The organism is Acidovorax sp. NB1, assembly GCF_005405905.1.
Lineage (GTDB): Bacteria > Pseudomonadota > Gammaproteobacteria > Burkholderiales > Burkholderiaceae_C > Acidovorax.
This window is the reverse complement of the sequence record NZ_BJHU01000048.1, coordinates 13,684-34,040: the sequence shown is the minus strand read 5'-3', so window position 1 is coordinate 34,040 and position 20,357 is coordinate 13,684. Positions and strand designations below refer to the sequence as shown.

Genomic DNA, 20,357 nt, shown 5'->3' with positions numbered 1-20,357 from the left:
CACCAAGGGCCGCCTGTGCTTGCGATCCGGGGGCTGGTGGGGGCGGGCCGTGCACGGTCCGCTACCATGCACGCTCTTCCTTTCTGCTTCTTGACTTCCACTTCCTTCTGGTTGCCTTGGCAGCCCGACCCATGACCGACCACATCCCGTGCATTGTTCGCGCCGACACGCCCCAGGGGCCTTGCGCGCAGTTGCGTGGGCGCTGGGGTGCGGCCGAGCTGGGCAGCGAGGCGCAGTGGGAGGCCGTGTCCGCACAGTTGCGCAATTGCCCCGCTAGTCCCACCCTGGGCTGGGATCTGCGCGAACTGCAATGGCTGGACCATGTGGGCGCCCAGCTGCTCTGGAACCACTGGCAACACGCCTGGCCCGCGCAACTGGCCTGCACCGAGGGCCAGCGCACCATGCTCTCGCGTGTGGCCGGTTTCACCACCATTGCCCCCCCGCCCGAGCCCTGGCGCCTGGGCGACCAGATCGACCACCTGGGCGTGCTGGTGCTGCATGGTGTGGACCACGCGCGCCACCTGCTGGAGATGGTGGGCCAGCTGGTGCTGGACCTGGTGCGCCTGGCGCGCGCGCCGCGCAAGGGGCCGTGGCGCGATGTGTCCGGCCACCTGTACCGCATGGGGGCCACGGCCCTGCCCATCACGGCGCTGGTGGGGTTTTTGATTGGTGTGGTGCTGGCCTATCTGATGAGCCTGCAGCTGCGGCAGTTTGGCGCCGAGTCGTTCATCGTCAACATCCTGGGCATCTCCCTCATCCGCGAGCTGGGGCCCATGCTCGCGGCCATCCTGGTGGCGGGCCGCTCGGGCTCGGCCATCACCGCGCAGATTGGCGTGATGCGCGTGACCGAGGAGCTGGACGCCATGCGCGTGATGGGCATCCCCCACGGCTTTCGGCTGGTGATGCCGCGCACGCTGGCGCTGGCGCTGGCCATGCCGCTCATCAGCGTGTGGACCACGCTGGCCGCGCTGGCCGGGGGCATGCTGGCGGCCGATATCTCGATGGGCATCTCGCCGTCCTACTTTGTGCAGGCTTTGCCCGCCGCCGTGAAGATCGGCAACCTCGGCCTGGCCATGGCCAAGTCGGTGGTGTTTGGCGCGTTCATCGCGCTCATCGGCTGCCACTGGGGCCTGCGCGTCAAGCCCAACACGCAGAGCCTGGGCGAAGGCACGACGGCGTCGGTGGTGTCGTCCATCACCATGGTGATCATCGTGGACGCGCTGTTTGCGGTGGCTTTCAAGAACATCGGCATATGACCAGGAAGCCTCCCCTGAGCCGCTTCGCGTCTTCCCCCCGATGGGGGGACGCCACCCGTGGCCTGGCAAAGCCAGCTCCACGGTGGCACGGGCATGGGGGCGCGTCAGTATCTTGCGTCACGGGTCTGTTGAAAGATGGGAAGGGCAGCCATGACTGAGCGCGTCGCCCAACCCGAACACATCGCCGTCGCGCCGGGCGAGCCGCCCATTGTGGATGTGCGCGGTCTTTGGACCACCTTTGGCAAAGGCAGCGAGGCCTTTACCGTGCACCAGGACCTGAACTTCGCCGTGCAGCGCGGCGAGATGCTGTCGCTGGTGGGGGGCTCGGGCACGGGCAAGACCGTGCTGCTGCGCCAGATCCTCGGCTTGGCGCGGCCCACGCGGGGGCAGGTCACGGTGCTGGGCCGCCCGGCCTCGGAGATGGGGCGCGAGGGCGCGGCCAGCCGGGTGGGCATGTTATTCCAGCACGGCGCGCTGTTCTCGGCCTTCAACGTACTCGACAACGTGGCCTTTGCGCTGCGCGAGCAGGGCACGCTGCCCGACGACCTGGTGCGCGACGCGGCCCTGGTCAAGCTGCAGATGGTGGGCCTCAAGCCAGAACACGCCACGCGCATGCCGGCCGACCTGTCGGGCGGCATGGTCAAGCGCGTGTCGCTGGCGCGTGCGCTCATCATGGACCCGCCGCTGCTGCTGCTCGATGAGCCCACCGCCGGGCTGGACCCGAGCAGCTCCGACGACTTCTGCGCCCTGCTGCGCGAGCTGCGTGCGGCGCTGGGGCTCACGGTGGTGATGGTCACGCACGACCTGGACACCCTGTTTGCGCTCAGCACCCGCGTGGCCGTGCTGGCCGACAAGAAGGTCATCGTCACCGGGCCACCCCATGAGGTGGCGCACTTCAAGCACCCGTTCATCGAACATTTCTTCCTGGGCGAACGTGGCCAGCGCGCCATGGCCCCGGTGCAACCCGTGGAGCCCACCGCCGCGCCCACGCCCGCAAAGGAACCCCGCTGATGGAAAACAAGTCCCACGCCCTCGCCGCCGGCATCTTTGTGCTGGTGGTCGCCGCCATGCTGGCAGGCTTGGCCGTCTGGCTCACGCGCGACAACGCCAGCTACGAGCAGTTCGAACTCTCCACCCGCGACGGCGTGAGCGGCCTGCAGTCGCAGGCTGCCGTGCGCTACAAAGGCGTGGCTGTGGGCAAGGTCACGCGCATCGGGTTTGACCCGCAGGTCACCGGCAACGTGCTCATCCGCATCGCCGTCAACGAACAGGCGCCCATCAGCCCCACCACCTTTGCCGTGCTGGGCTACCAGGGCGTCACCGGCCTGGCCCACATCCTGCTGGACGATGCCGAGAAGCCCTACCCCGAGCTGCCCCCCGGCCCCAGCGGCCTGCCGCGCCTGCCGCTCAAGCCCTCGCCATTTGGCAAGCTGGCCGAGCAGGCCCCGGCCATCCTCACCCAGGTGGAAGAAGCCACGCGCCGCATCAACCAGCTGCTCTCCGACAACAACCAGCAAAAGCTCACCGAAGCGCTGTCGAACATCGGCCAGGCGGCGGGCAGCGTCAACACCCTCACGCAGCGGCTCGACGCCACCGTGACCCAGCGCCTGGACCCGGCCCTGGCCGCACTGCCCCCCCTGGCCAGCGACGCGCGCCAGACCCTGCAATCGCTGCAGCAGGCGGGCGCCGGTGTGTCGGCCCTGGCGGCAGACCTGGGCAAGACCACCCAGCGCCTCAACGCCGAAGGTGGCGCCATCGACCAGATCACCACCGGCACCCAGTCGCTGGCCCGCGCGGCCGATCAGTTCAGCACCACCACGCTGCCGCGTGTGAACCGCGCCGCCGACGACACCTCGCGCGCCGCGCGCCAGCTGGGGCGTGCGGCCGGGGGCATCACCGACAACCCGCAGCTGTTCATCTACGGCTCGGGCCGCATCCCGCCCGGGCCGGGTGAACAAGGCTTTGCGGCACCTTGAGGAGTGGCCATGAAAATTACTATTAAAAACATAGCTGCTAGCGCTTATTCATCAAGTGCTAAAGGCATTTTTGGCCTAGGCCTTTCGGCCGCGCTGCTGGTACTGGCCGGCTGCTCGGCCCTGCCCGCCCCGCCCGCCCGCCCCGCGCTGTACGACTTCGGCCCGGGCGCCGTGGCCCCGGCGCCCACCGACCGCCGTGCGCCCTTGCCGCCACTGGCCCTGGCCGACGTGGAGAGCACCGGCCTGCCCGAGGGCAGCAACGCCGTGCTCTACCGCCTGGCCTATGCCGATGGCCAGCAGCTGCGCCCCTACAGCCAGGCGCGCTGGAGCCAGCCACCCGCTCAGCTGGTGCAGCAGCGCCTGCGCGAGCAGCTGGGCCAGCGCCGCGCCATCCTGAAAGCTGACGACGGCGCCGCCCAGGCCCGCGACCCGGCCCAGGGCGGCAAGCTGCCGCTGGTGCTGCGTGTGGAGCTGGAGGAATTCAGCCACCTGTTCACCAGCCCCACCGACAGCAGCGGCGTGGTGCGCCTGCGCGCCACGGTGGTCGAACTGACACCGGCGGGCGAATCCCTGCGTGGCCAACGCGTGTTCATCGCCCAGCAACCCGCCCGCTCGGCCGACGCGGCGGGTGGGGTGGCGGCACTGGCCGACGCCTCGGGCCGCGTGGCGCAGGAGCTGGCGGCGTGGGTGGAACAGGTGGGCGACGCCAGACCGTAGCGCCGCAGCTGGCACGGTTCGCGGCTGGCGGACCGTTGCACAGATGTTGTTGTGAGGGGCGTCGCGCATGTTCACCTGCCACGCCAGTGCGTACCATGTGGGTTCCCGCATCCAAAAAATCACACAACAGGTTCGAGAGGGAATGCCATGTTCATCGTCTGGGGGAAGAAGCTCGTCTATCGCAAGCTCGGCCATGTGGCCGACTTCTGTCCTATCTGCCGCAAACCCCGCGCTTTTGTGCTGCGGCGGATTGGCTCTGCAGGGCACCTGTACTACGTCACCGTGAGTCAGGGGGAGTTGGTGGGCTACGAGCGCACTTGCGCGCAGTGCGGCACTGCGTTCAATGCCGAGCCCACGCACTACGCCACTGTGGCGCCCAAGCCGCTGCCCTTGCCCGAGCTGGCGCGGCAGACCTTTCCGGACCTGGAGCAGGCCTGGAAGGACCGCCTGGATCTGGAGCGGCAGCTGCGCCGCGACCCGCATGCCTTGCACGCCGACGACCGCAAGGCGCTGATCCGCAGCCCCTTTCTGCTGCTGTCGCCCAAGGTGGAGAAACGGTTTGCATCGACCCATTTCGACAAGGAGGTCGGCATCGCGGCCCTGGTTGCGCTGGGCCTGATGATGGCGGGGCCAGCCCTCGTGCGCAAGGTGGCGCCAGACTCGGCTGATCTGGCGGTGCTGGTGTGCATGGCCTTGGGGGTGGTGCTGGTGATCGTGCAGATCGCCTTGGCTGGCGGCCGCTTCATGCGGCGCGAAGTGCTGCCCGTGCTGGCCAAGTGCCTGCGGCCGCTGCAGCCTACGCCAGGGGAGTTGCAGGCCGTGATGGCGGAACTCAAAACCCTGCGGCACAAGATGGCCACCAAGCTCACGCTGCCCGAACTGGTCGCGCAGATCGCGGGCCCGCGCGGCGACCGCTGACAGTCGTAGCCTGCGCTCAGCAGGCGTTTCGTGCCCACAGGGCAGGGCGCTGCGGCCCCGTCGCCTGCGCTAGGGCGTGGGGCCTGCCTTGGCAGCGTCGGCAGGTCGCTCCTCGATCCCCGTCACCACCCGCGCATACCGCGCAAAGCTCCAGTACGCCCAGGCCCAGTCGAGCAGCACCACCAGCCGGTTGCGAAACCCGATCAGGAAGTACACGTGTGCAAACAGCCAGAACAGCCACGCGAAGTAGCCTGAGAAGCGCACCGGCCCGGCGGGCGAGGTGAGGTCCACCACAGCCGAGTTGCGGCCGATGGTGGCGAGGTTGCCGTAGTCGCGGTAACGAAACGGCTGGGTGGGCTGGCCGGCCAGGCGGCACAAGATGTTGGCGGCGGTGGCACGGCCCATCTGCTTGGCGCCGGGCGACACGCCAGGCACGGGCGTGGGCTCGTGGCCGGGCATGTGACTCTTGGCGGCTGCCAAGTCGCCGATCACGCTGATCTCGGGATGGCCGGGCAGGCCCAGGTCGGGCGCAACCACCACGCGGCCTGCGCGGTCGGTGGGGGCGCCAGTGGCTTCGGCCAGGTGGCGGCCCAGGGGGGAGGCAGCCACGCCCGCAGCCCAGACAATGCATTTGCTATTTATTTGATAGCTATTGGGGTTTGATGGTTGCGCGGAGGAGGCTGATTCGACCCTCAAACCTTGGGCATCGATGGCCGTGACGCGGGCGCCCAGGCGCACGTCCACGCCCAGCTTTTCGAGTTGTTCCTTGGCGCGCTGGCTTAAGCGTTCTGGCATGGCCTGCAGCACGCGGGTGCCGCCTTCGAGCAGGATGATTTTGGCGCTGGCCGGGTCGATGTGGCGGAACTCGCCGGGCAGCGTGTGGCGCGCGATCTCGGCCAGGGTGCCCGCCATCTCCACGCCCGTGGGGCCCGCGCCCACGACCACAAAGTTGAGCCAGTCGGCGCGGCGCGCGGGATCGGGCTCCTTCTCGGCGGCTTCGAAGGCCAGCAGCACGCGGCGGCGGATCTCGAAGGCATCGTCCAGGGTCTTGAGGCCGGGCGCATAGGCCGCCCAGTCGTCGCGGCCAAAGTAGCTATGGGTGGCGCCTGCGGCGACGATGAGGTGGTCGTAGGGGAGGTGGCCGCCGTCTGCCAGTTGCACGCTGCGCCGGGCCACGTCGATGCGCGTGACTTCGCCCAGCAAGGTGGTGGCATTGCGCTGCTGGCGAAACAGGTGCCGGATGGGCGCCGCAATTGCCGGGGCCGACAGCCCGGCCGTGGCTACCTGGTAGAGCAGGGGCTGGAAGAGGTGGTGGTTGGTCTTGTCCACCAGGGTCACGTCCACGGCGGCGCCGCGCAGCGCACGGGCCGCTTCGAGGCCACCAAAGCCGCAGCCGATGATGACAACACGGGGGCGGGGCGAGGGAGCGGAGGAGGTGGTCATGCCTCCATTATTGGGGCTTGCAGATTCCGGGCGGCCTGCGACGCGGGGCTGTCCCGGACTGGGGCCGCCGGGCCAGGCCCACCCTGCTGCGAGGGCGCCTCTGGCAGACACCCCGAGCGGCGCAGCCGCTCAGGGGGCGCGCGTCAGGCCATGAAGCCCAGGTTGGTCGGGTAGTCGGCCCCGCCAAAGTGGCTGAGGTTGGGCAGCACGCCTGCCAGTTCGCTGTTGCTCACGCCAAACCAGCTGGCCAGCGTGGCGGCGTACTGGTCCACCGAGGTGCTGGGCAGCAGGCGGCCCTGGCCCACGTGCCACTGGTCGTTGGCATCGGTGGTGTTGGTGTTGCTCACCGGTGGCGCCTTGCCGTAGAAGGCCTTGCCCTTGACCGCGCCGCCCACCATGAGGTGGTGGCCGCCCCAGCCGTGGTCCGAGCCGTCGCCGTTGGAGCTGAGCGTGCGGCCGAAATCCGAGGCGGTGAAGGCGGTGACCTTGTCGGCCACGCCCAGCTCGACGGTGGCGTTGTAGAACGCGGTCATGGCCTCGCTCACGCGCTGCATCAGTACGGGCTGCTGGGCAATGAGGTTGTCGTGCAGATCGAAACCGCCCAGCGACACCATGAACACCTGGCGCTTGCTGCCCAGTGCCGAGCGCGCACCGATGAGGCGCGCCACCATCTTCATCTGGTTGGCCAGCGAGTTGTTGTTGGGGAAGGTCGTAGCCAGCGTGACGGCCGACAGGCCGCTGGTGATCTGACTTTCGGCCGTGACGGCGCGGGTGGTGACCCGGGTGTATTCGTTTTCCAGCGTCTGCGTGCTGCCTTGCTGGATGAGCGAAGTGAGGGCAGTGCGTACGGCCGAGGAGCCGTAGACGTTGTTCTTCACGCCGTTGATGGCTACGGCGCCGTTGGTGCTGACCTGGTACTGCAGGGCCGAGTCGCCCGACAGGAACACCGCATTGCCCGTGACCGAGATGCAGGTGAACAGCGAGTTGCCGTTGGACGACAGCGCCAGGTCACCGATGTTGCCGCCCCAGCCCACGGTGGAACCCTCGGGCGACGAGGACTGCCACACCGATTGCTGGTCGTTGTGCGAGAACAGTTTGGGCGGGATGGGGTATGTGGTGCGGTCGGCGCTGTTGTACTGCGTGCGTGTCAGGGGCACGATCAGCGGGCCCACGTTCAGCTGCACGGCGGCCTTGCCGCTGTTGAACAGGCCTGCGAGCCCCGTCATGGCCGGGTGCAGCGCATATTGGCGGTTGCCGGGCAGGGCGGTGGTGGGCGTCAGCAGGGTGGGGGTGAGGTCAGCCTTGGCCAGCGCAATGCCGCCCGCTGTCTGGCCGGAGCCGCCGCCCCGGATGGTGCTGTAGCGGTTGTAGCTGTCGTCGTCGTAGGTGACCACGGTGTTGGCGTAGTCGTTGCCGCCGTACAGGAAGACGCAGACCAGGGCCTTGTAGTCGGTGGCCGTGAAGGCCGCCGCCTCGCCCATGGCGGCCAGGTTCAGTGCAAAGGGCAGGGCGGTGCCCGCCAGGCCCAGCTGGGTGGAGCGGCGCAGGAACGCGCGGCGGGTGTGAAGTTCGGGTTGAAGCAGGTGCATGGCGGGGCTTACTTTTGAACGAGGTATTCGGCCGAAGCCATCACCAGGAAGACGGCGGCTGCGACGCGGTCGAGCTTGGCGTTGTCCGTGCTGGCCGCCGTGACGGGGGTGGCCTTCAGGGCGTCCGAGATCAGTTTGACCGTGGCGGCCGAGAGCTGGCCCGCACACATCAGCAGGTTGATGCGCGCCACCAGAGCATCGGCATCGGCCACGATGGCCAGTTCGTTGGCGTAAGTGGCCTTGATGTCGTAACCATTGTTGGATGTGCTGGCGTTGTTGGGCAGCTCCGGGGCGTTCACAAAAATGCCGCTGCGGATCACACCTTGCATGTAGTTGAGGTAGCCGCCCACGCTGCTTTCGTTGACCAGCTGGAACTCGGGCGCCACGGCCCCGGTGGTCGCCAGCGCGGTGGATGGGGGCACATAGCCCGGGCGGAAGAAGTTGAACACCGAGGGTGAACGCAGCGGGCTCTGCCCCAGGCGCGAACCCGGGTCGGTCAGGTCGCCGATCTTCCAGCTGCCCTGGGCCGAGTTCAGCCCGAAGGTGCGGCCCCATTGCACAAGGCGCAGCATGGGTTCGCGCAGCTTGCCGAAGCCGGGTTGGGTAAGCCCGGTGGGGGAGCGCGCTTCATCGTCCAGCAAGATGGCCTGGACAACGGCACGCATGTCGCCGCGCACGCCCGCGCCGTTGTTGTTGAAGGCCGCCGTCACGCGCGCCACGTAGGCGGGTGACGGGTTGCTGGTCACCAGGCGCTGGATGAGCTGCTTGCCGATGAATGGGCCCACGTTGGGGTGGTTGAACAGCGTATCCAGCGCCGTCTTGAGCGCGGCAGCCCCAGGCGTATTGGCTGGCACAGTGGTGCCGAGGAAGGTGGCGGCCAGGGTGGAATGGCGCGACGCATTGAGCGCCATGGGCAGACGTGCAAAGGTGGTGTTGGAAACCACCCGCGAGGTGCCTGGCACGGTGGTGGGCACGTTCTGCGTCTGGTCGTAGTCGTAGCCGGTGAACACCCGTGCGAGGTTGGTCACATCGTCCATCGTGTAGCTGTCGATGGGCTTGCCCGCGCCGTCCTTCTTGGTCGTCCCATCAGGGTTGAGCGCCACCAGCCCAATGGACATCAGCTGCATGATTTCGCGGGCGTAGTTCTCGTCCGGCTGGCGGCCGGTGGCGGCGTTTTCCTTCTGGTTGCCCCGGGTGTTGAGGTAGTACCCCATGGCCGCGTTCAGCGTGACGTTTTCCAGCACCGAGCGGTAGTTGCCAAACGCATTGTTGACCAGCTGGTCCCAGTACCAGGCCATGGCATGGCAGCGCCAGGTGATGTCCACCCCCGTGAGCGACACCACACAGATTTCGGAGAGCGCCAGGGCCACGCGCTTGCGCAGGCTGTCGGGGGAGGTCATGAGCTGCTTCCAGATCATGTAGTCCGCCGGGTAGGAGTTGTCGTAGTAGGCCGTGCTGTCGCTGATGGCGGAGTAACCGCGCTGGTTCAGCCAGTCCCAGCCGGTCTGGCTGGCGGGTGCGCTGAACTGGGTGCGTAGCCAGTCAGCGTAGGTGGTGGCGCGCAGGGCCGCAATCTCTGCGGTGGAGGCCGAGAACTGCGCCTGCAGAAGGAAGCGGGCTGCTTCTTGGTCGGTAGCGGCGGCGGGGTAGGCGTAGTTGCCGACAGCAGGGGGTGGTGGGGCTGGCGTCGGGCTGGGTGCGGGACTGGGGGTTGGGGTGGGTGCCGGAGACGGGCTGGGGGGCGTTGGTGCTGGGCCGGGAGTGGCAGGCGTCGGTGCCGGTGCAGGCGCGGAACCTGGCGGGGCTGTGATGGGCGGGCTGGTTGGAGGAGTGTCCTCGCTGCCGCCGCCACAGGCTGCGAGTGCGGCGGTTGAGGCGAACAGCGCTGTCAGCAACGGTGCGTGGCCGCGCTCAGCCGGTGCGGCCTGCGCTGCGGTGACGGATTCGCCCTCTGCGTCCTCTGCAACCTGGGTGGCCAGAGGTTCCTCGTATGTGTTTGTCATGGTGATCGTGGTGAAACGCGCGCTGTCCAAATGGCGCAACCGCCACTTAATCACAGGGCAGACGGCGGCCGGGAACACAAGTGTTACGAAGAGAAACGGTTCCTTGGGCGTATGCGGAAGCCCAGGGCGCGGAATGATGGGCAATTGCAACACTTTGTGGCCTGGCGAGGCCCCGGCAGGGCGTTCGGCCCTTTGCCAGCCCTTGCAGCACGCGGGACTGCGCCCGGGCCGTCGGCCCTGTCCTTCAGCCCCGTAGGCCGACGCCCACGCGCGCCGCTTGGCATGGACTACGGGCCTCCGACGCATTCGTTTTTACAGTGAACCCATCGCCCCACGCAGTGTTTCCACGCATTCCGGGTGGATGGCCAGGGCGAGGTTTTTGAAGGATGCAACCATGAATGAAGACACCATCAAGGGCAATTGGAAGCAGTTCAAGGGCAAGATGATCGAGCAGTGGGGCAAGCTCACCAACGACGATCTGGACGTCATCGACGGCAAGCGCGAGCAGTTCCTGGGCAAGCTGCAGGAACGCCAGGGTCTGGCCCGTGAAGCGGCCGAAAAGCAGCTCAAGGAATGGCAGGAACGCCATCCGGGCTTCCACTTCAACGATTGATGGGCCGGGGCTGCACACCCCGTGCTGTGCTGCCCGCCTATCGCAGCAGCAGGCAGGCCCTGCCGCCCGCCTCCCCCCCTTTTTTTGCACCACCCTGATGCAGAGGAGAACTCCATGCAATTCCAATCCGCACGCACGCTGATTGCCGCCGTGGCTGCCGGTCTGGTGGCCACATCTGCCTTTGCCATGACCCCGGCCGAACACAAGGCCGCCAAGGACAGCATTGAAGCCGCCTACAAGGCCGACAAGCAAAAATGCGATGCCTTGAGCGCCAACGCCAAGGACATCTGCCAGAAGGAAGCCAAGGGCAAGGACAAAGTGGCCAAGGCCGAGCTGGACGCCCAGTACAAGCCCAGCCCCAGAAACACCCAGAAAGTCGCCGAAGCCCGCGCTGACGCTGCCTACGAAGTCGCCAAGGAAAAGTGCGACGACCTCAAGGGCAATGAGAAGGATGTCTGCGAAAAAGATGCCAAGGCCGCCCATGTGAAGGCCAAGGAAGACGCCAAGGTGGCCGCTGTGCAGGCCAAGCCAGCGGACAACCCGGCAGAGAAGGCCGCCGCCGTGGCTGAAGCCCGCAAGGAAGCCAACGCAGAAAAGAACGACGCCAACTACCAGGCGGCCAAGGAGCGCTGCGATGCGCTGTCGGGCAACGCCAAGTCGGCCTGTGTGGATGACATCAAGCGCATGTACGGCAAGAGCTGATCGCGGTCCCCGCGCAATTTCTCGCACAAGCCCCGCCCTGGCGGGGCTTTTTAACGTGTGCAGGCGGGATTGCCTGACTTGCATCAATACAGGGTGGCAGGGCGGGTTCTAAGCTGGGCTTTCCCATTTTTACCCCCGTTGTTTTTTGCCGGATGGCAGAGGGATAGACACCCATGGCCCAACTCGAATGGTCGGACGCTCTGAACCTGGATCTGCCCTTGATGGACGACACCCACCGGGAGTTCGTCGATCTGCTGGCCGCCGTGGAGCAGGCCGAGGACGCGCAATTGCCGCTGGCCTGGCAGGCGCTGGTGGAGCACACCGACCAGCACTTCGGCCAGGAAGACGCCTGGATGGCCTCCACCCGGTTTGCCTCGGGCAATTGCCACAGCATGCAGCACCGCGTGGTGTTGCAGGTGATGCGCGAAGGCGCCGCACGGGCCGCGCAGGGCGACCTGAAGGTGCTGCGCGTGATGGCCAGCGAACTGGCCCTGTGGTTCCCCCAGCATGCGCAGAGCATGGATGCCGCTTTGGCGTTGCACCTGCGCCGCGTGGGTTTCGACCCTGCCACCGGCGTGGTGCACGCACCGCAGGCGCTGCCCGGTGAACTGATCCAGGGCTGTGGCGGTGCCACCTGCTCGGACGCAGGCGATGCGCCCGCAGATGGCCGCGAAGACGCCTCCAACCGGCAAACCGCTCCGGCCTGAAGACCGGGAGGGCAGGCCACAGGGCTGTAGCTACTGCCGCACCAGGAAACTCAGCCCTTACGCACCACCCCGTCGGCCCGCCCCGGCGCGGCATGCCGTGTGCGGCCGCAAGCGTGCTTCTACCCGTGCGCGGGCGTCACTTGTGTGGCATGCTGCCTTTCTTCAAGGCAAGTGTGGGCGGCATGGCCGCTTTGCTCCATGGCCGCAACCTCCTCCCCCGAAGCCCCGGTCGATGACACCGAGCGCCTGCTGGCCCTGCATCGCTACGGAATTCTCGACACCCCCATGGAGCCAGCCTACGACGAGCTGGCCGACATCGCAGGCCATGTGTGTGATGCGCCGGTGGCCCAGGTGAGTTTTGTGGACCGCGACCGCCAGTGGTTCAAGTCCGCGCAGGGGCTGCCTGAGCGGGAGACTCCGCTGGACCAATCGGTGTGCCGCTACGCCATCCGGCAGCCGGGTGTGTTCATCGTGCCCGACCTGGCCCAGGATGTGCGGTTTGCGCACTACGGCATCGTCACCCAGAAACACCCGCTGCGTTTTTACGCGGGCGCCCCGCTGGTCACCCCCGACGGCTACGCCCTGGGCACCCTCTGTGTGCTGGACCACCGCCCGCGCCAGCTCTCGCAGCGGGTGCAGGACCTGCTCAGTGCCCTGGCGCGCCAGGTGGTCCGGCTGCTGGAGCTGCAACGTGCCAACGACCGCCAGGGCCAGATGTTGGCCGAACTGGACGCTGCGCGCCAGCAGATGGCGGTGTTGGCCCACACCGACGTGCTGACCGGGCTGGCCAACCGCCGGTCCTTCACCGACCGCTTGCGGCAGGAGCTGGCCTTGCTGCAGCGGGGTCGTGAGCCCACCTGCCTGCTGATGATGGACCTGGACCACTTCAAGCGCATCAATGACGTGCATGGCCACCATGTGGGGGACCAGGCGCTGCAGCTGTTTGCCTCCTTGTGCCGCGATGTGTTCCGTGCGGCCGACGTGCTGGGCCGCTGGGGAGGGGAAGAGTTCATGGCCCTGCTGCCCTCTACCGGGGTGGAGCAGGCCCAGGCCGTGGCGCAGCGTGTGCACGCCGCGCTGGCCCAGCAGCCCCTGCCCGGGATCGAACCGCCGCACCTGTTGTCCGTCAGCATGGGGTTGACGCTGTTGGACCCGCTGCGCCCGCTCGACGTGACCCTGCGCCTGCTCGATTCCGCGCTGTACACCGCCAAGCGGGAAGGCCGCAGCCGTACGGTGGTTGTCTAGTATAGTTAATTTGCTCTGTTTTTGATAGCTATTGGCGCAATATGGATGCGCGCAGGGGCCGTATTTCTTTGTGTTCTTTGGCTTTGAAGATATGAAAAAAACCCTGCACGCCCACGCAGGCATGCAGGGTTTGGCCACCGGCTCAATGGCGGGGGCTGCGCGGCAGCAGCAGCGCCGCCATGCGCCAGGTCAGATCACGCAGCGCACGGCGCAAGGCGGGCGATGGCGCTGTTGCAGCACCGGCCACGCCGGTCGCCTCGCAGGGGCTGAAGGCCGCCTCCAGCACCTGCTGCTTGGCGCTGAGCAGCGCCACCCGGTCCCGGGCGCGCAGCGCGTTCATCAACTGGTCGCGGTGGCGCTGCACACGTGCGGCTTCGGCCGCCGTCAGTGTCGTTGCCAATGCCGGGGTGTGGGGGCCCGCACCCCCCTGGCCCTGGGCCAGGTGCGCGGCCCAGGTGCGAGGGGCTGGCGGGATGCCGGGCTGTGGGCCCAGGGCGCCGGGTGTCATGCGGCCTCCGTGCGTGGGGTGACTGGGCGGGCCGGTGCGGTGGGCGCGGCTGGTGTGGGTGGCATGGGCGATGAGGGCGGTGTGGACGGTGGCTTGGGCGGCATGGGGCGGCCTGGTGTGCCGCCGCCTTGCGACAGCCCGTACCAGTTCACCTTGCGCGTCAGCACCATCACCGCCGCCAGCACCAGGAAGAGCGCAATCGCCCCCACCACCAGCGCCGTCTGCTCCAGCTGCAGCAGCACGTACAGCAGGCCATACAGCAGCGCAATGCCCGCACCCAGCGGAATCCCGCGCGCAAGCCCGCCCAGCATGTGGCTGGCGTAGTAAGCCAGCAGCAGCACACACGCGCTGGCGGCCACCGCGTAGGAGATGCCAAACGGCAGGTGCTCCGACAGGCTCACCAGCAGCAGGAAGAAGCTGCACAGCGCGCTGCCCACCAGCAGGTATTGCACCGGGTGCACGCGCAGCTTCTTCATCAGCTCGAACAGGCCCACGGCCACGAAGGTGAGGGCGATGAACAGCACGCCGTACTTGGTGGCGCGGTCCGAGAGGGAATAGGGATTCACCGGATCGATGAAGGCCACGCTGAAGCTGTCGGCGCAGTCGCCCGGCGTGGCCCCGGTGTGCGCATAGTCGCTGCCCTCATCCGCGCCCAGACAGATGCGTTTTCCGCTGGCAATGTCGGCCTGCGCCGTGGTGGCCAGTGACGACAGGCGCCACTGGGCCGAGAAACCGCTCTTCTTGATCTCGCGTTCCGATGGCAGAAAGCGGCCCCCGAACGACGGGTGGGGCCAGCTGCTGGTCATCAGCACCTCGGTGTTGCCGCCCAGCGGCACGATGGCCAGGCGCTCGGTGCCCACCAGTTCCAGGTCCAAGGTGGCCGTAAGGCCGTCGGCCTTGCCGCGCACGGATTCGGGCAGCATCGCATGCAGGCCCCGGCTGTAGGTGGGGTGGAAGGTGCCGGGCTTGAGGGCCAGCGCCTGGCTGCCCATCGTGAACTGCGCGGTGCGGATGCCGCGCGCATCGCCCACGGCCATCATCACAATGGGCGCGCCGCAGTGCATGCGCGAATTCTTCATGCTGCTCTGCGGCAGCAGGCTGGCCAGCGAACCCCATTGCGCCGTCACGTTGGCCTTGAGGTTGTAGGTGTTCACCTTGTGCAGGCCGCGTGCGCGTTCTTCCATCGCGGCGCCGGTGGTGAGCTTGAGCTGCTCGGGCATGGCAGTCAGGATGAGCTCGCGGCGCCTTTCGACCATGCGGCGCTCGTCACCCTTGCCGACTTCTTCATCCCAGCTTTCCACGCAGGCGCTGTGGATCATGGGGCCCATCAGCGTCTGCGGCCCGGCCAGGCTCTCGGCCACGCTTTGCGCGGTGATGCTGCGGTAGCGCAGCCGGTCGCGCACCACGTCTTCGATCAGGCCCAGACCAAAGAGCAGCAACACGGTGATGGCGGTCAGCGCCGCCAGCTTGGTGAACAAAGGGTGTTTGAACAAAAGATCCTCCACAAGTGACTGTTGTGGGGGCAGTGTTGTGGCGCGCTGTGAGGGCGCTATGAAGTTTGTGAGGCGGGTGTGAAGTGGCGCTTTGCGCTGCATGACCTGCCATGTCATCGACAGCCACTTGCCTGGGGCCTACAAACGGCGCATTGCAGTGAAGGAGTTCTACATGCGCTATGGGATTCCGGTCGTGTTGGTTGTTGTGGCAGTGATCCACGCGCTGCCGCTGGTGGGTGTGCTGGGTGCGGACAAACTGGTGCAGCTGTACGGCATTTCAGTGCGGGATACGGGCGTGGAACTGTTGTTGCGCCACCGTGCCGTGCTCTTCGGGTTGCTGGCCGCCTTCTTGGGATATGCCGCATTGCGCCCCGAACTGCATCGGCTGGCCCTGGTGGCGGGGTTGGTGAGTGTGGTGTCGTTCCTGCTGCTGTCGTGGGTGCAGCCGAACAGCACGCTCAGTGCTTCGTTGGTGACGGTCGTTTGGGTGGACCTGGTGGCATTGGCCTTGCTGGTCGTGGCGCTGGCATTGCACCTGTGCCCTCCACGCTAACCGGCGGGAAACTCCAGCGTCACCCGCAACCCCGGGGAGGTATTGCGTGTCGCCATGCGCCCCCCATGCAGCGCCATCACGCGCTGCACAATCGCCAGCCCCAGGCCCGATCCGCTGCGCTCGCCGCCCGGTCGTGCGGTGGTGAAAAAGCGCTCGCCCAGGCGTGGCAGCGCGTACTCGGGCACGCCGGGGCCGCTGTCTTGCACGGCCACCGTGGCGCCGTCCAGTTCCACCCGCACCGTGCTGCCTGCGGGCGCAAAGTCGATGGCGTTGTCCAGCAGGTTGGTCAGCGCCAGCGTCACCAGCTCGGCCTCCCACGGGCCGCTGGTGCCGTGGCCTCCCAGGGCCAGGGCGATGCCGCGCTGCCCGGCACGGGCGCGGGTCTGGGCAATGGCGGCCTCGGCGCAGTCGTGCAGCGCCACGGGCGCGCGGCCTTCGGCATGCTGGCGCTGCTCAAGCTTGGACAGCTCCAGAAGCCGGTCAATGATGCGCTGCAGGCGCTCGCTCTGCTGCACCACCTGGGTCGCAAACTCGGCGCGGTCGGCGGCGGGCAGCTCGTCCTGCAGCAGCTCGCCCGCGCCGCGGATGGCGGCCACGGGGCTCTTGAGTTCGTGCGTGAGCGCGCGCACATAGCCCTCGATGTAGTCGCGCCCCTCCAGCCGTGCGCGCATGCGGTCCATGGCGCGGGCCAGGTCGCCCAGCTCGCCGGGCACCTCGGGCACGGCCAGGGCCGTGGGGGGCGGAAGTCTCGGATCGTGGCGCTCGCCATCGGCAGGGCCCTGCACGCTCAGTGCGTAGTCACGCAGGCGGCGCACATTCCACACCATCCACAGCGTCACCGCCACGCCCACAGCGGCCGACAGCGCCAGCAGCAACAGCCCGCCCATGAACACCTTGCGCTCGGCCCGGTCGATGAAGCGCTGCACCGTGCGCGTGGGCTTGGCCACGGTGAGCACGCCCGCGATCTGGCTCTTTACATAGATGGGCGCGGCCACATGCATCACGCCGCTGGTGTCGTCATCTTCCACATCGCGGGTGGAGCGCGCGCCGTACTCGCCCCGCAGCGTGCGCGCCACGTCGCGCCACTGCGAATAGTCCGCACCGATGGCGCGGTTCTCCGAGTCGAACAGCACGCGCCCCGTGGTGTCGGTCACATAGATGCGGTAGTCGAGCGACTGCTTGGAAAAGCCCCAGATCGCCGCGTCGATGGGCCGCGTGGCGTAGCGGCGCACATGCTGGGCAAACGGGCTGGTGCTGCTGTTGTCGGCCCCCGCCGCCAGCCGCCCGGCGGCCAGGTCTTCACTGGCCAGCTCGGCCAGGATGTTGGCCGTGTCCACCATCATGTCCTCCATCACCTCCCGCACGCTGGGCTTGATCTCGGCCATGAACACGCGCAGCACAAAGAACGCGGCGATACCGTTGATGAGGAAGAAGGCGAACAGCAGGCGGATGCCGAGGCGCATGGTGCGTTACTTCAAAAACAATAGCTGCCAGCGCTTTTCAAAGGGGCGCTGGCAGCTAATTTGGCTTCAGATGTCCAGGCAGTAACCCATGCCCCGGTGCGTGCTGATGTACTCGCGCCCAGGGGCCACCTCGCGCAGCTTGGCGCGCAGGGTCTTGATGTGGGTGTCCACCGTGCGGTCGGTGCTTTCGCTGTCGTCGCCCCAGGCGGCGGCCAGCAGGGTGTCGCGCGAATGGATGCGGCCTGCGCCGCGCAGCAGGTGCGACAGCAGGCGGTATTCGCGCCGGGTCAGTGGCAGGGCCTGGCCGCGCAGGCTGATGCGCTGGCCGGCCTCGTCGTCGTGGAACAGCGCGGTGGCCGTGGCGGCGGGTGCTGCGGCCGTGTGCCCATTGCCGTTGCCATGGCCCGCGCGGCGCAGCAGTGCCTTCACGCGGGCGGCCAGTTCGCGGGGGCTGAAGGGTTTGGTCAGGTAGTCGTCGGCGCCCAGCTCCAGGCCCAGCACGCGGTCGATCTCTTCGCCATGGGCGCTGAGCATCAGCACGGGCAGGGCGGCGGTGGGCGGCGCATTGCGCACATCGCGCAGCAGATCCAGGCCGCTGCCGTCGGGCAGACCCACGTCCAGCACCAGCAGGTCAAAACGTGCGCGCTGCAGCTGCTGGCGCGCGTCGTGCACCAGCAGGCTGTGCGTCACGGCCAGGCCGTCGCGCTCCAGCGCATAGGCCACGGTGCGGGCGATGGCGGGGTCGTCTTCGAGCAGCAGCAGGCGGGCAGACATGGTCGGTCAGCGCGCGATCAGGACCGGGAAAATCTTGCCCAGCCCGTCCGCCATCACCTCCACCGCCAGCGCAGCCAGGATCAGGCCCATGAGCCGGGTCATCACGTTGATGCCGGTCTTGCCCAGCACGCGCGCAATCGGGTCGGCCAGCGAGAAACACACCGCCGTGGCCAGTGCGATGACCACGCCGTAGCCCACCAGCGCCAGCGTCTGCCACACGCCCTGCGCGCGGTCGGCATAGATCACCACGGTGGACATGCTGGCCGGGCCGGTGAGCAGCGGGATGGTGAGTGGCACCACGGCAATGCTGCTGCCTGCGGCGGCTTTCTCTGCCCCTTCTTCGTACTCGTTGGTGCTGGGCTTGGCCTCGGCGGGCTGTGCGTTGAGCATGTTCATCGCGCTGATGAGCAGCAGCATGCCGCCGCCCACCTGAAAGCTCTGCAGCGAGATGTTGAAGAAGTCGAGGATCTGCAGGCCCAGCAGCGCACAGGCCGCAATCACGCAGAACACGCTGAAGCTGGCCACCTGGATGGTGCGGCGCCGCTGCGCGTACGAAAAGCCCTGGGTGTAGTGGATGAAAAACGGGACGATGGCCAGCGGGTTCACGATGGCCAGCAAAGTAATGAGGGGTTTCAAGTCCATATCAGTTCTCCATTTTGCTGCGTGCTCATAGCCGTTGAAACTGTCACGGCAAAGGCCAGTACCCCCGCGCAAGGGCCGCCCCGCCGCGCCGGGGGCGTCCCACTCCCGCATCGCGCAGCGAAGCGAGAGAGGGGGGAAGGCGCGAAGCGACTCAGGGGGTGTTTCACTACCTGCCTCCGGATACGTCGAGTAGGGACATGGTGGTGTACGGCGAAGCATCCGACATCAGCCACACGATGGCCTCGGCCACTTCGTCGGCGGTTCCGCCGCGTTGCATCGGCACCTGGTGGGACAGGTCGCGCACGCGGTCGGGCAGGCCGCCGCTGGCGTGGATGTCGGTTTCGATGAGGCCGGGGCGCACGGCGTTCACACGGATGCCCTCGGCCGCCACCTCGCGCGCCAGGCCGATGGTGAAGGTGTCGATGGCGCCCTTGGCCGCTGCGTAGTCCACATACTGGTGGGCTGAGCCCAGCCGGGATGCGGCGCTGGAAACGTTGACGATGCTGCCACCCGTGCCGCCGTGTTTCGTGCTCATGCGGCGCACGGCCTCGCGGGCGCAGACAAAGCTGCCGATCACGTTGACGTCGAACATGCGGCGCAGGCGCGCCACGCTCATTTCGTCCACCCGCTGGGTGGTGTCCACCACGCCCGCGTTGTTCACCAGCGCGGTGATGCGGCCCAGTTGTGCGTCGATGGTGGTGAACATGGCCAGCACCTGGGCCTCGTCGGCCACATCGGCCTGCACGGCCAGGGCGGTGCCGCCTGCGGCGCGGATCTGCTGCACCACCGCATCGGCGGCGGCCTGGTTGCCCTGGTAGTTCACCGCCACCGCCCAGCCCTGGCGCGCGGCCCGCAGCGCGGTGGCAGCGCCAATGCCTCGGCTGGCGCCGGTGATTAAGGCGATCTTGTCCATGAAATCGGGGTCTCCTGCAAGAATGGCGCATTGGAACAGGTTCTCGGGGGATCGGGCAGAGCCCGATGTGCCGGGGGCGCAACGTGTGGACCCCTTTTTTCTTCAAGGAGATAGCAGCATGGGACAGTTTGTGGATATGACTTCCAGCGATGGCCTGGTGTTTCCGGCCTGGGTGGCCCAGCCTGACGCGGCCCCGCGCGGCGCGGTGGTGGTGCTGCAGGAGATTTTTGGCGTGAACTCCCACATCCGCGCCGTGGCCGACCGCTTTGCAGCGCGCGGCTACCTGGCGGTAGCGCCTTCGACCTTTCACCGCGTGAAACCGGGCGTGGAACTGGGCTACACCGGCGATGACATGCAGGCTGGCATGGGCCTGAAGGCGGCGGTGGAAGCGCTGCCCGCCCCCGGCGTGATGCCCGACATCCAGGCCGCCATCGACTACGCCGCCGCGCAAAGCGGGCGCAAGGTGGGCATCGTGGGCTTTTGCTGGGGTGGGCTGCTCACCTGGCGCGCGGCCTGCACGCTCACCGGCCTGTCGGCCGCCGTGCCTTACTACGGCGGTGGCATGACCAGCCCCGACGAAGCCGCGCGCCAACCCCGCGTACCCGTGCTGGCCCACTTTGGCGAGCGCGACCACTGGATTCCTGTAGACAGCGTGCAGGCCTTTGCCCGCGCCCAGCCGGGTGCCGAGGTGCACATCTACGCGGCTGACCATGGCTTCAACTGCGACCAGCGCGGCAGCTACGACGAGCCCGCCGCCATGACCGCGCGCGATCGCACCCTGGCGTTCTTCGACAAACACCTGGCCTGAGAAAACCCACAACGCACAAACGGGGGGCTGCCAT

General features: G+C 67.6%; 20 protein-coding genes. 11 read left to right on the top strand and 9 right to left on the bottom strand.

The genetic code is table 11. The annotated features are described in order from the left end of the window. Window positions 1-131 precede the first annotated feature (131 nt). From AvAM_RS21970 to AvAM_RS21950, 5 genes are all read left to right on the top strand, one after another. A complete protein-coding gene (locus AvAM_RS21970) occupies window positions 132-1,256 on the top strand; it encodes an ABC transporter permease (RefSeq protein WP_137749064.1) in 1,125 nt (374 codons plus the stop codon). 150 nt (window positions 1,257-1,406) lie between these two features. Further along, a complete protein-coding gene (locus AvAM_RS21965; protein WP_137749063.1) occupies window positions 1,407-2,267 on the top strand; it encodes an ABC transporter ATP-binding protein in 861 nt (286 codons plus the stop codon). Continuing rightward, window positions 2,267-3,232 (top strand): MlaD family protein, encoded by a 966-nt coding sequence (locus AvAM_RS21960; RefSeq protein ID WP_137749062.1) that lies wholly within the window; start codon window positions 2,267-2,269, stop codon window positions 3,230-3,232. Before AvAM_RS21965 ends, AvAM_RS21960 begins: the two co-directional genes overlap by 1 nt. A gap of 9 nt (window positions 3,233-3,241) precedes the next feature. Then, a complete protein-coding gene (locus AvAM_RS21955; protein ID WP_137749061.1) occupies window positions 3,242-3,949 on the top strand; it encodes an ABC-type transport auxiliary lipoprotein family protein in 708 nt (235 codons plus the stop codon). A 147-nt stretch (window positions 3,950-4,096) separates the two neighbouring features. Then, window positions 4,097-4,867 (top strand): hypothetical protein, encoded by a 771-nt coding sequence (locus tag AvAM_RS21950; RefSeq protein ID WP_137749060.1) that lies wholly within the window; start codon window positions 4,097-4,099, stop codon window positions 4,865-4,867. A gap of 69 nt (window positions 4,868-4,936) precedes the next feature. On the opposite strand, the gene AvAM_RS21945 is transcribed toward AvAM_RS21950, so the two are convergent. The 3 genes from AvAM_RS21945 to AvAM_RS21935 form a co-directional block, all read right to left on the bottom strand. After that, window positions 4,937-6,310, bottom strand: a complete 1,374-nt coding sequence (locus AvAM_RS21945; protein WP_137749059.1) for an NAD(P)/FAD-dependent oxidoreductase — start codon at window positions 6,308-6,310, stop codon at window positions 4,937-4,939. A gap of 143 nt (window positions 6,311-6,453) precedes the next feature. Further along, on the bottom strand, window positions 6,454-7,899 hold the full coding sequence (locus tag AvAM_RS21940; RefSeq protein ID WP_137749058.1) for a DUF1501 domain-containing protein: 1,446 nt from the start codon (window positions 7,897-7,899) through the stop codon (window positions 6,454-6,456). Window positions 7,900-7,907: 8 nt separating this feature from the next. Next, window positions 7,908-9,902, bottom strand: a complete 1,995-nt coding sequence (locus tag AvAM_RS21935; RefSeq protein WP_171012364.1) for a DUF1800 family protein — start codon at window positions 9,900-9,902, stop codon at window positions 7,908-7,910. A 394-nt stretch (window positions 9,903-10,296) separates the two neighbouring features. On the opposite strand from AvAM_RS21935, the gene AvAM_RS21930 reads away from it, so the two are divergent. The 4 genes from AvAM_RS21930 (at window position 10,297) to AvAM_RS21915 (ending at window position 13,169) form a co-directional block, all read left to right on the top strand. Further along, window positions 10,297-10,515, top strand: coding sequence for a CsbD family protein (locus tag AvAM_RS21930; RefSeq protein WP_137749057.1), 219 nt, complete (start codon window positions 10,297-10,299; stop codon window positions 10,513-10,515). Between the two features lie 114 nt (window positions 10,516-10,629). Next, window positions 10,630-11,217, top strand: a complete 588-nt coding sequence (locus tag AvAM_RS21925) for a hypothetical protein (protein WP_137749056.1) — start codon at window positions 10,630-10,632, stop codon at window positions 11,215-11,217. A 173-nt stretch (window positions 11,218-11,390) separates the two neighbouring features. Then, a complete protein-coding gene (locus AvAM_RS21920) occupies window positions 11,391-11,924 on the top strand; it encodes a hemerythrin domain-containing protein (RefSeq protein WP_137749055.1) in 534 nt (177 codons plus the stop codon). Window positions 11,925-12,122: 198 nt separating this feature from the next. Continuing rightward, window positions 12,123-13,169 carry a sensor domain-containing diguanylate cyclase gene (locus AvAM_RS21915; protein ID WP_137749054.1) on the top strand — a complete coding sequence of 349 codons (1,047 nt, stop codon included), beginning with the start codon at window positions 12,123-12,125 and terminating at the stop codon, window positions 13,167-13,169. A gap of 142 nt (window positions 13,170-13,311) precedes the next feature. On the opposite strand, the gene AvAM_RS21910 is transcribed toward AvAM_RS21915, so the two are convergent. Continuing rightward, window positions 13,312-13,677 (bottom strand): hypothetical protein, encoded by a 366-nt coding sequence (locus AvAM_RS21910; protein ID WP_249368302.1) that lies wholly within the window; start codon window positions 13,675-13,677, stop codon window positions 13,312-13,314. Continuing rightward, a complete protein-coding gene (gene creD, locus AvAM_RS21905) occupies window positions 13,674-15,170 on the bottom strand; it encodes a cell envelope integrity protein CreD (RefSeq protein ID WP_249368300.1) in 1,497 nt (498 codons plus the stop codon). Before creD ends, AvAM_RS21910 begins: the two co-directional genes overlap by 4 nt. Before the next feature lie 100 nt (window positions 15,171-15,270). Between creD and AvAM_RS21900 the strand changes: the two genes are divergently transcribed. Continuing rightward, window positions 15,271-15,723 carry a phosphopantetheine adenylyltransferase gene (locus tag AvAM_RS21900; RefSeq protein ID WP_249368298.1) on the top strand — a complete coding sequence of 151 codons (453 nt, stop codon included), beginning with the start codon at window positions 15,271-15,273 and terminating at the stop codon, window positions 15,721-15,723. On the opposite strand, the gene creC is transcribed toward AvAM_RS21900, so the two are convergent. The 4 genes from creC to AvAM_RS21880 form a co-directional block, all read right to left on the bottom strand. Further along, complete coding sequence (creC, locus tag AvAM_RS21895) at window positions 15,720-17,186, bottom strand: two-component system sensor histidine kinase CreC (protein WP_137749053.1); 1,467 nt, start codon at window positions 17,184-17,186, stop codon at window positions 15,720-15,722. The two genes, AvAM_RS21900 and creC, sit on opposite strands and share 4 nt — an antisense overlap. A 66-nt stretch (window positions 17,187-17,252) precedes the next feature. Then, window positions 17,253-17,960, bottom strand: a complete 708-nt coding sequence (locus tag AvAM_RS21890; protein ID WP_137749052.1) for a winged helix-turn-helix domain-containing protein — start codon at window positions 17,958-17,960, stop codon at window positions 17,253-17,255. Between the two features lie 6 nt (window positions 17,961-17,966). Continuing rightward, window positions 17,967-18,602 carry a MarC family protein gene (locus AvAM_RS21885; RefSeq protein WP_137749051.1) on the bottom strand — a complete coding sequence of 212 codons (636 nt, stop codon included), beginning with the start codon at window positions 18,600-18,602 and terminating at the stop codon, window positions 17,967-17,969. A 166-nt stretch (window positions 18,603-18,768) separates the two neighbouring features. Continuing rightward, on the bottom strand, window positions 18,769-19,515 hold the full coding sequence (locus AvAM_RS21880) for an SDR family oxidoreductase (RefSeq protein ID WP_137749050.1): 747 nt from the start codon (window positions 19,513-19,515) through the stop codon (window positions 18,769-18,771). Window positions 19,516-19,633: 118 nt separating this feature from the next. On the opposite strand from AvAM_RS21880, the gene AvAM_RS21875 reads away from it, so the two are divergent. Further along, on the top strand, window positions 19,634-20,323 hold the full coding sequence (locus tag AvAM_RS21875; RefSeq protein WP_137749049.1) for a dienelactone hydrolase family protein: 690 nt from the start codon (window positions 19,634-19,636) through the stop codon (window positions 20,321-20,323). The last annotated feature ends 34 nt before the right edge of the window (window positions 20,324-20,357 follow it).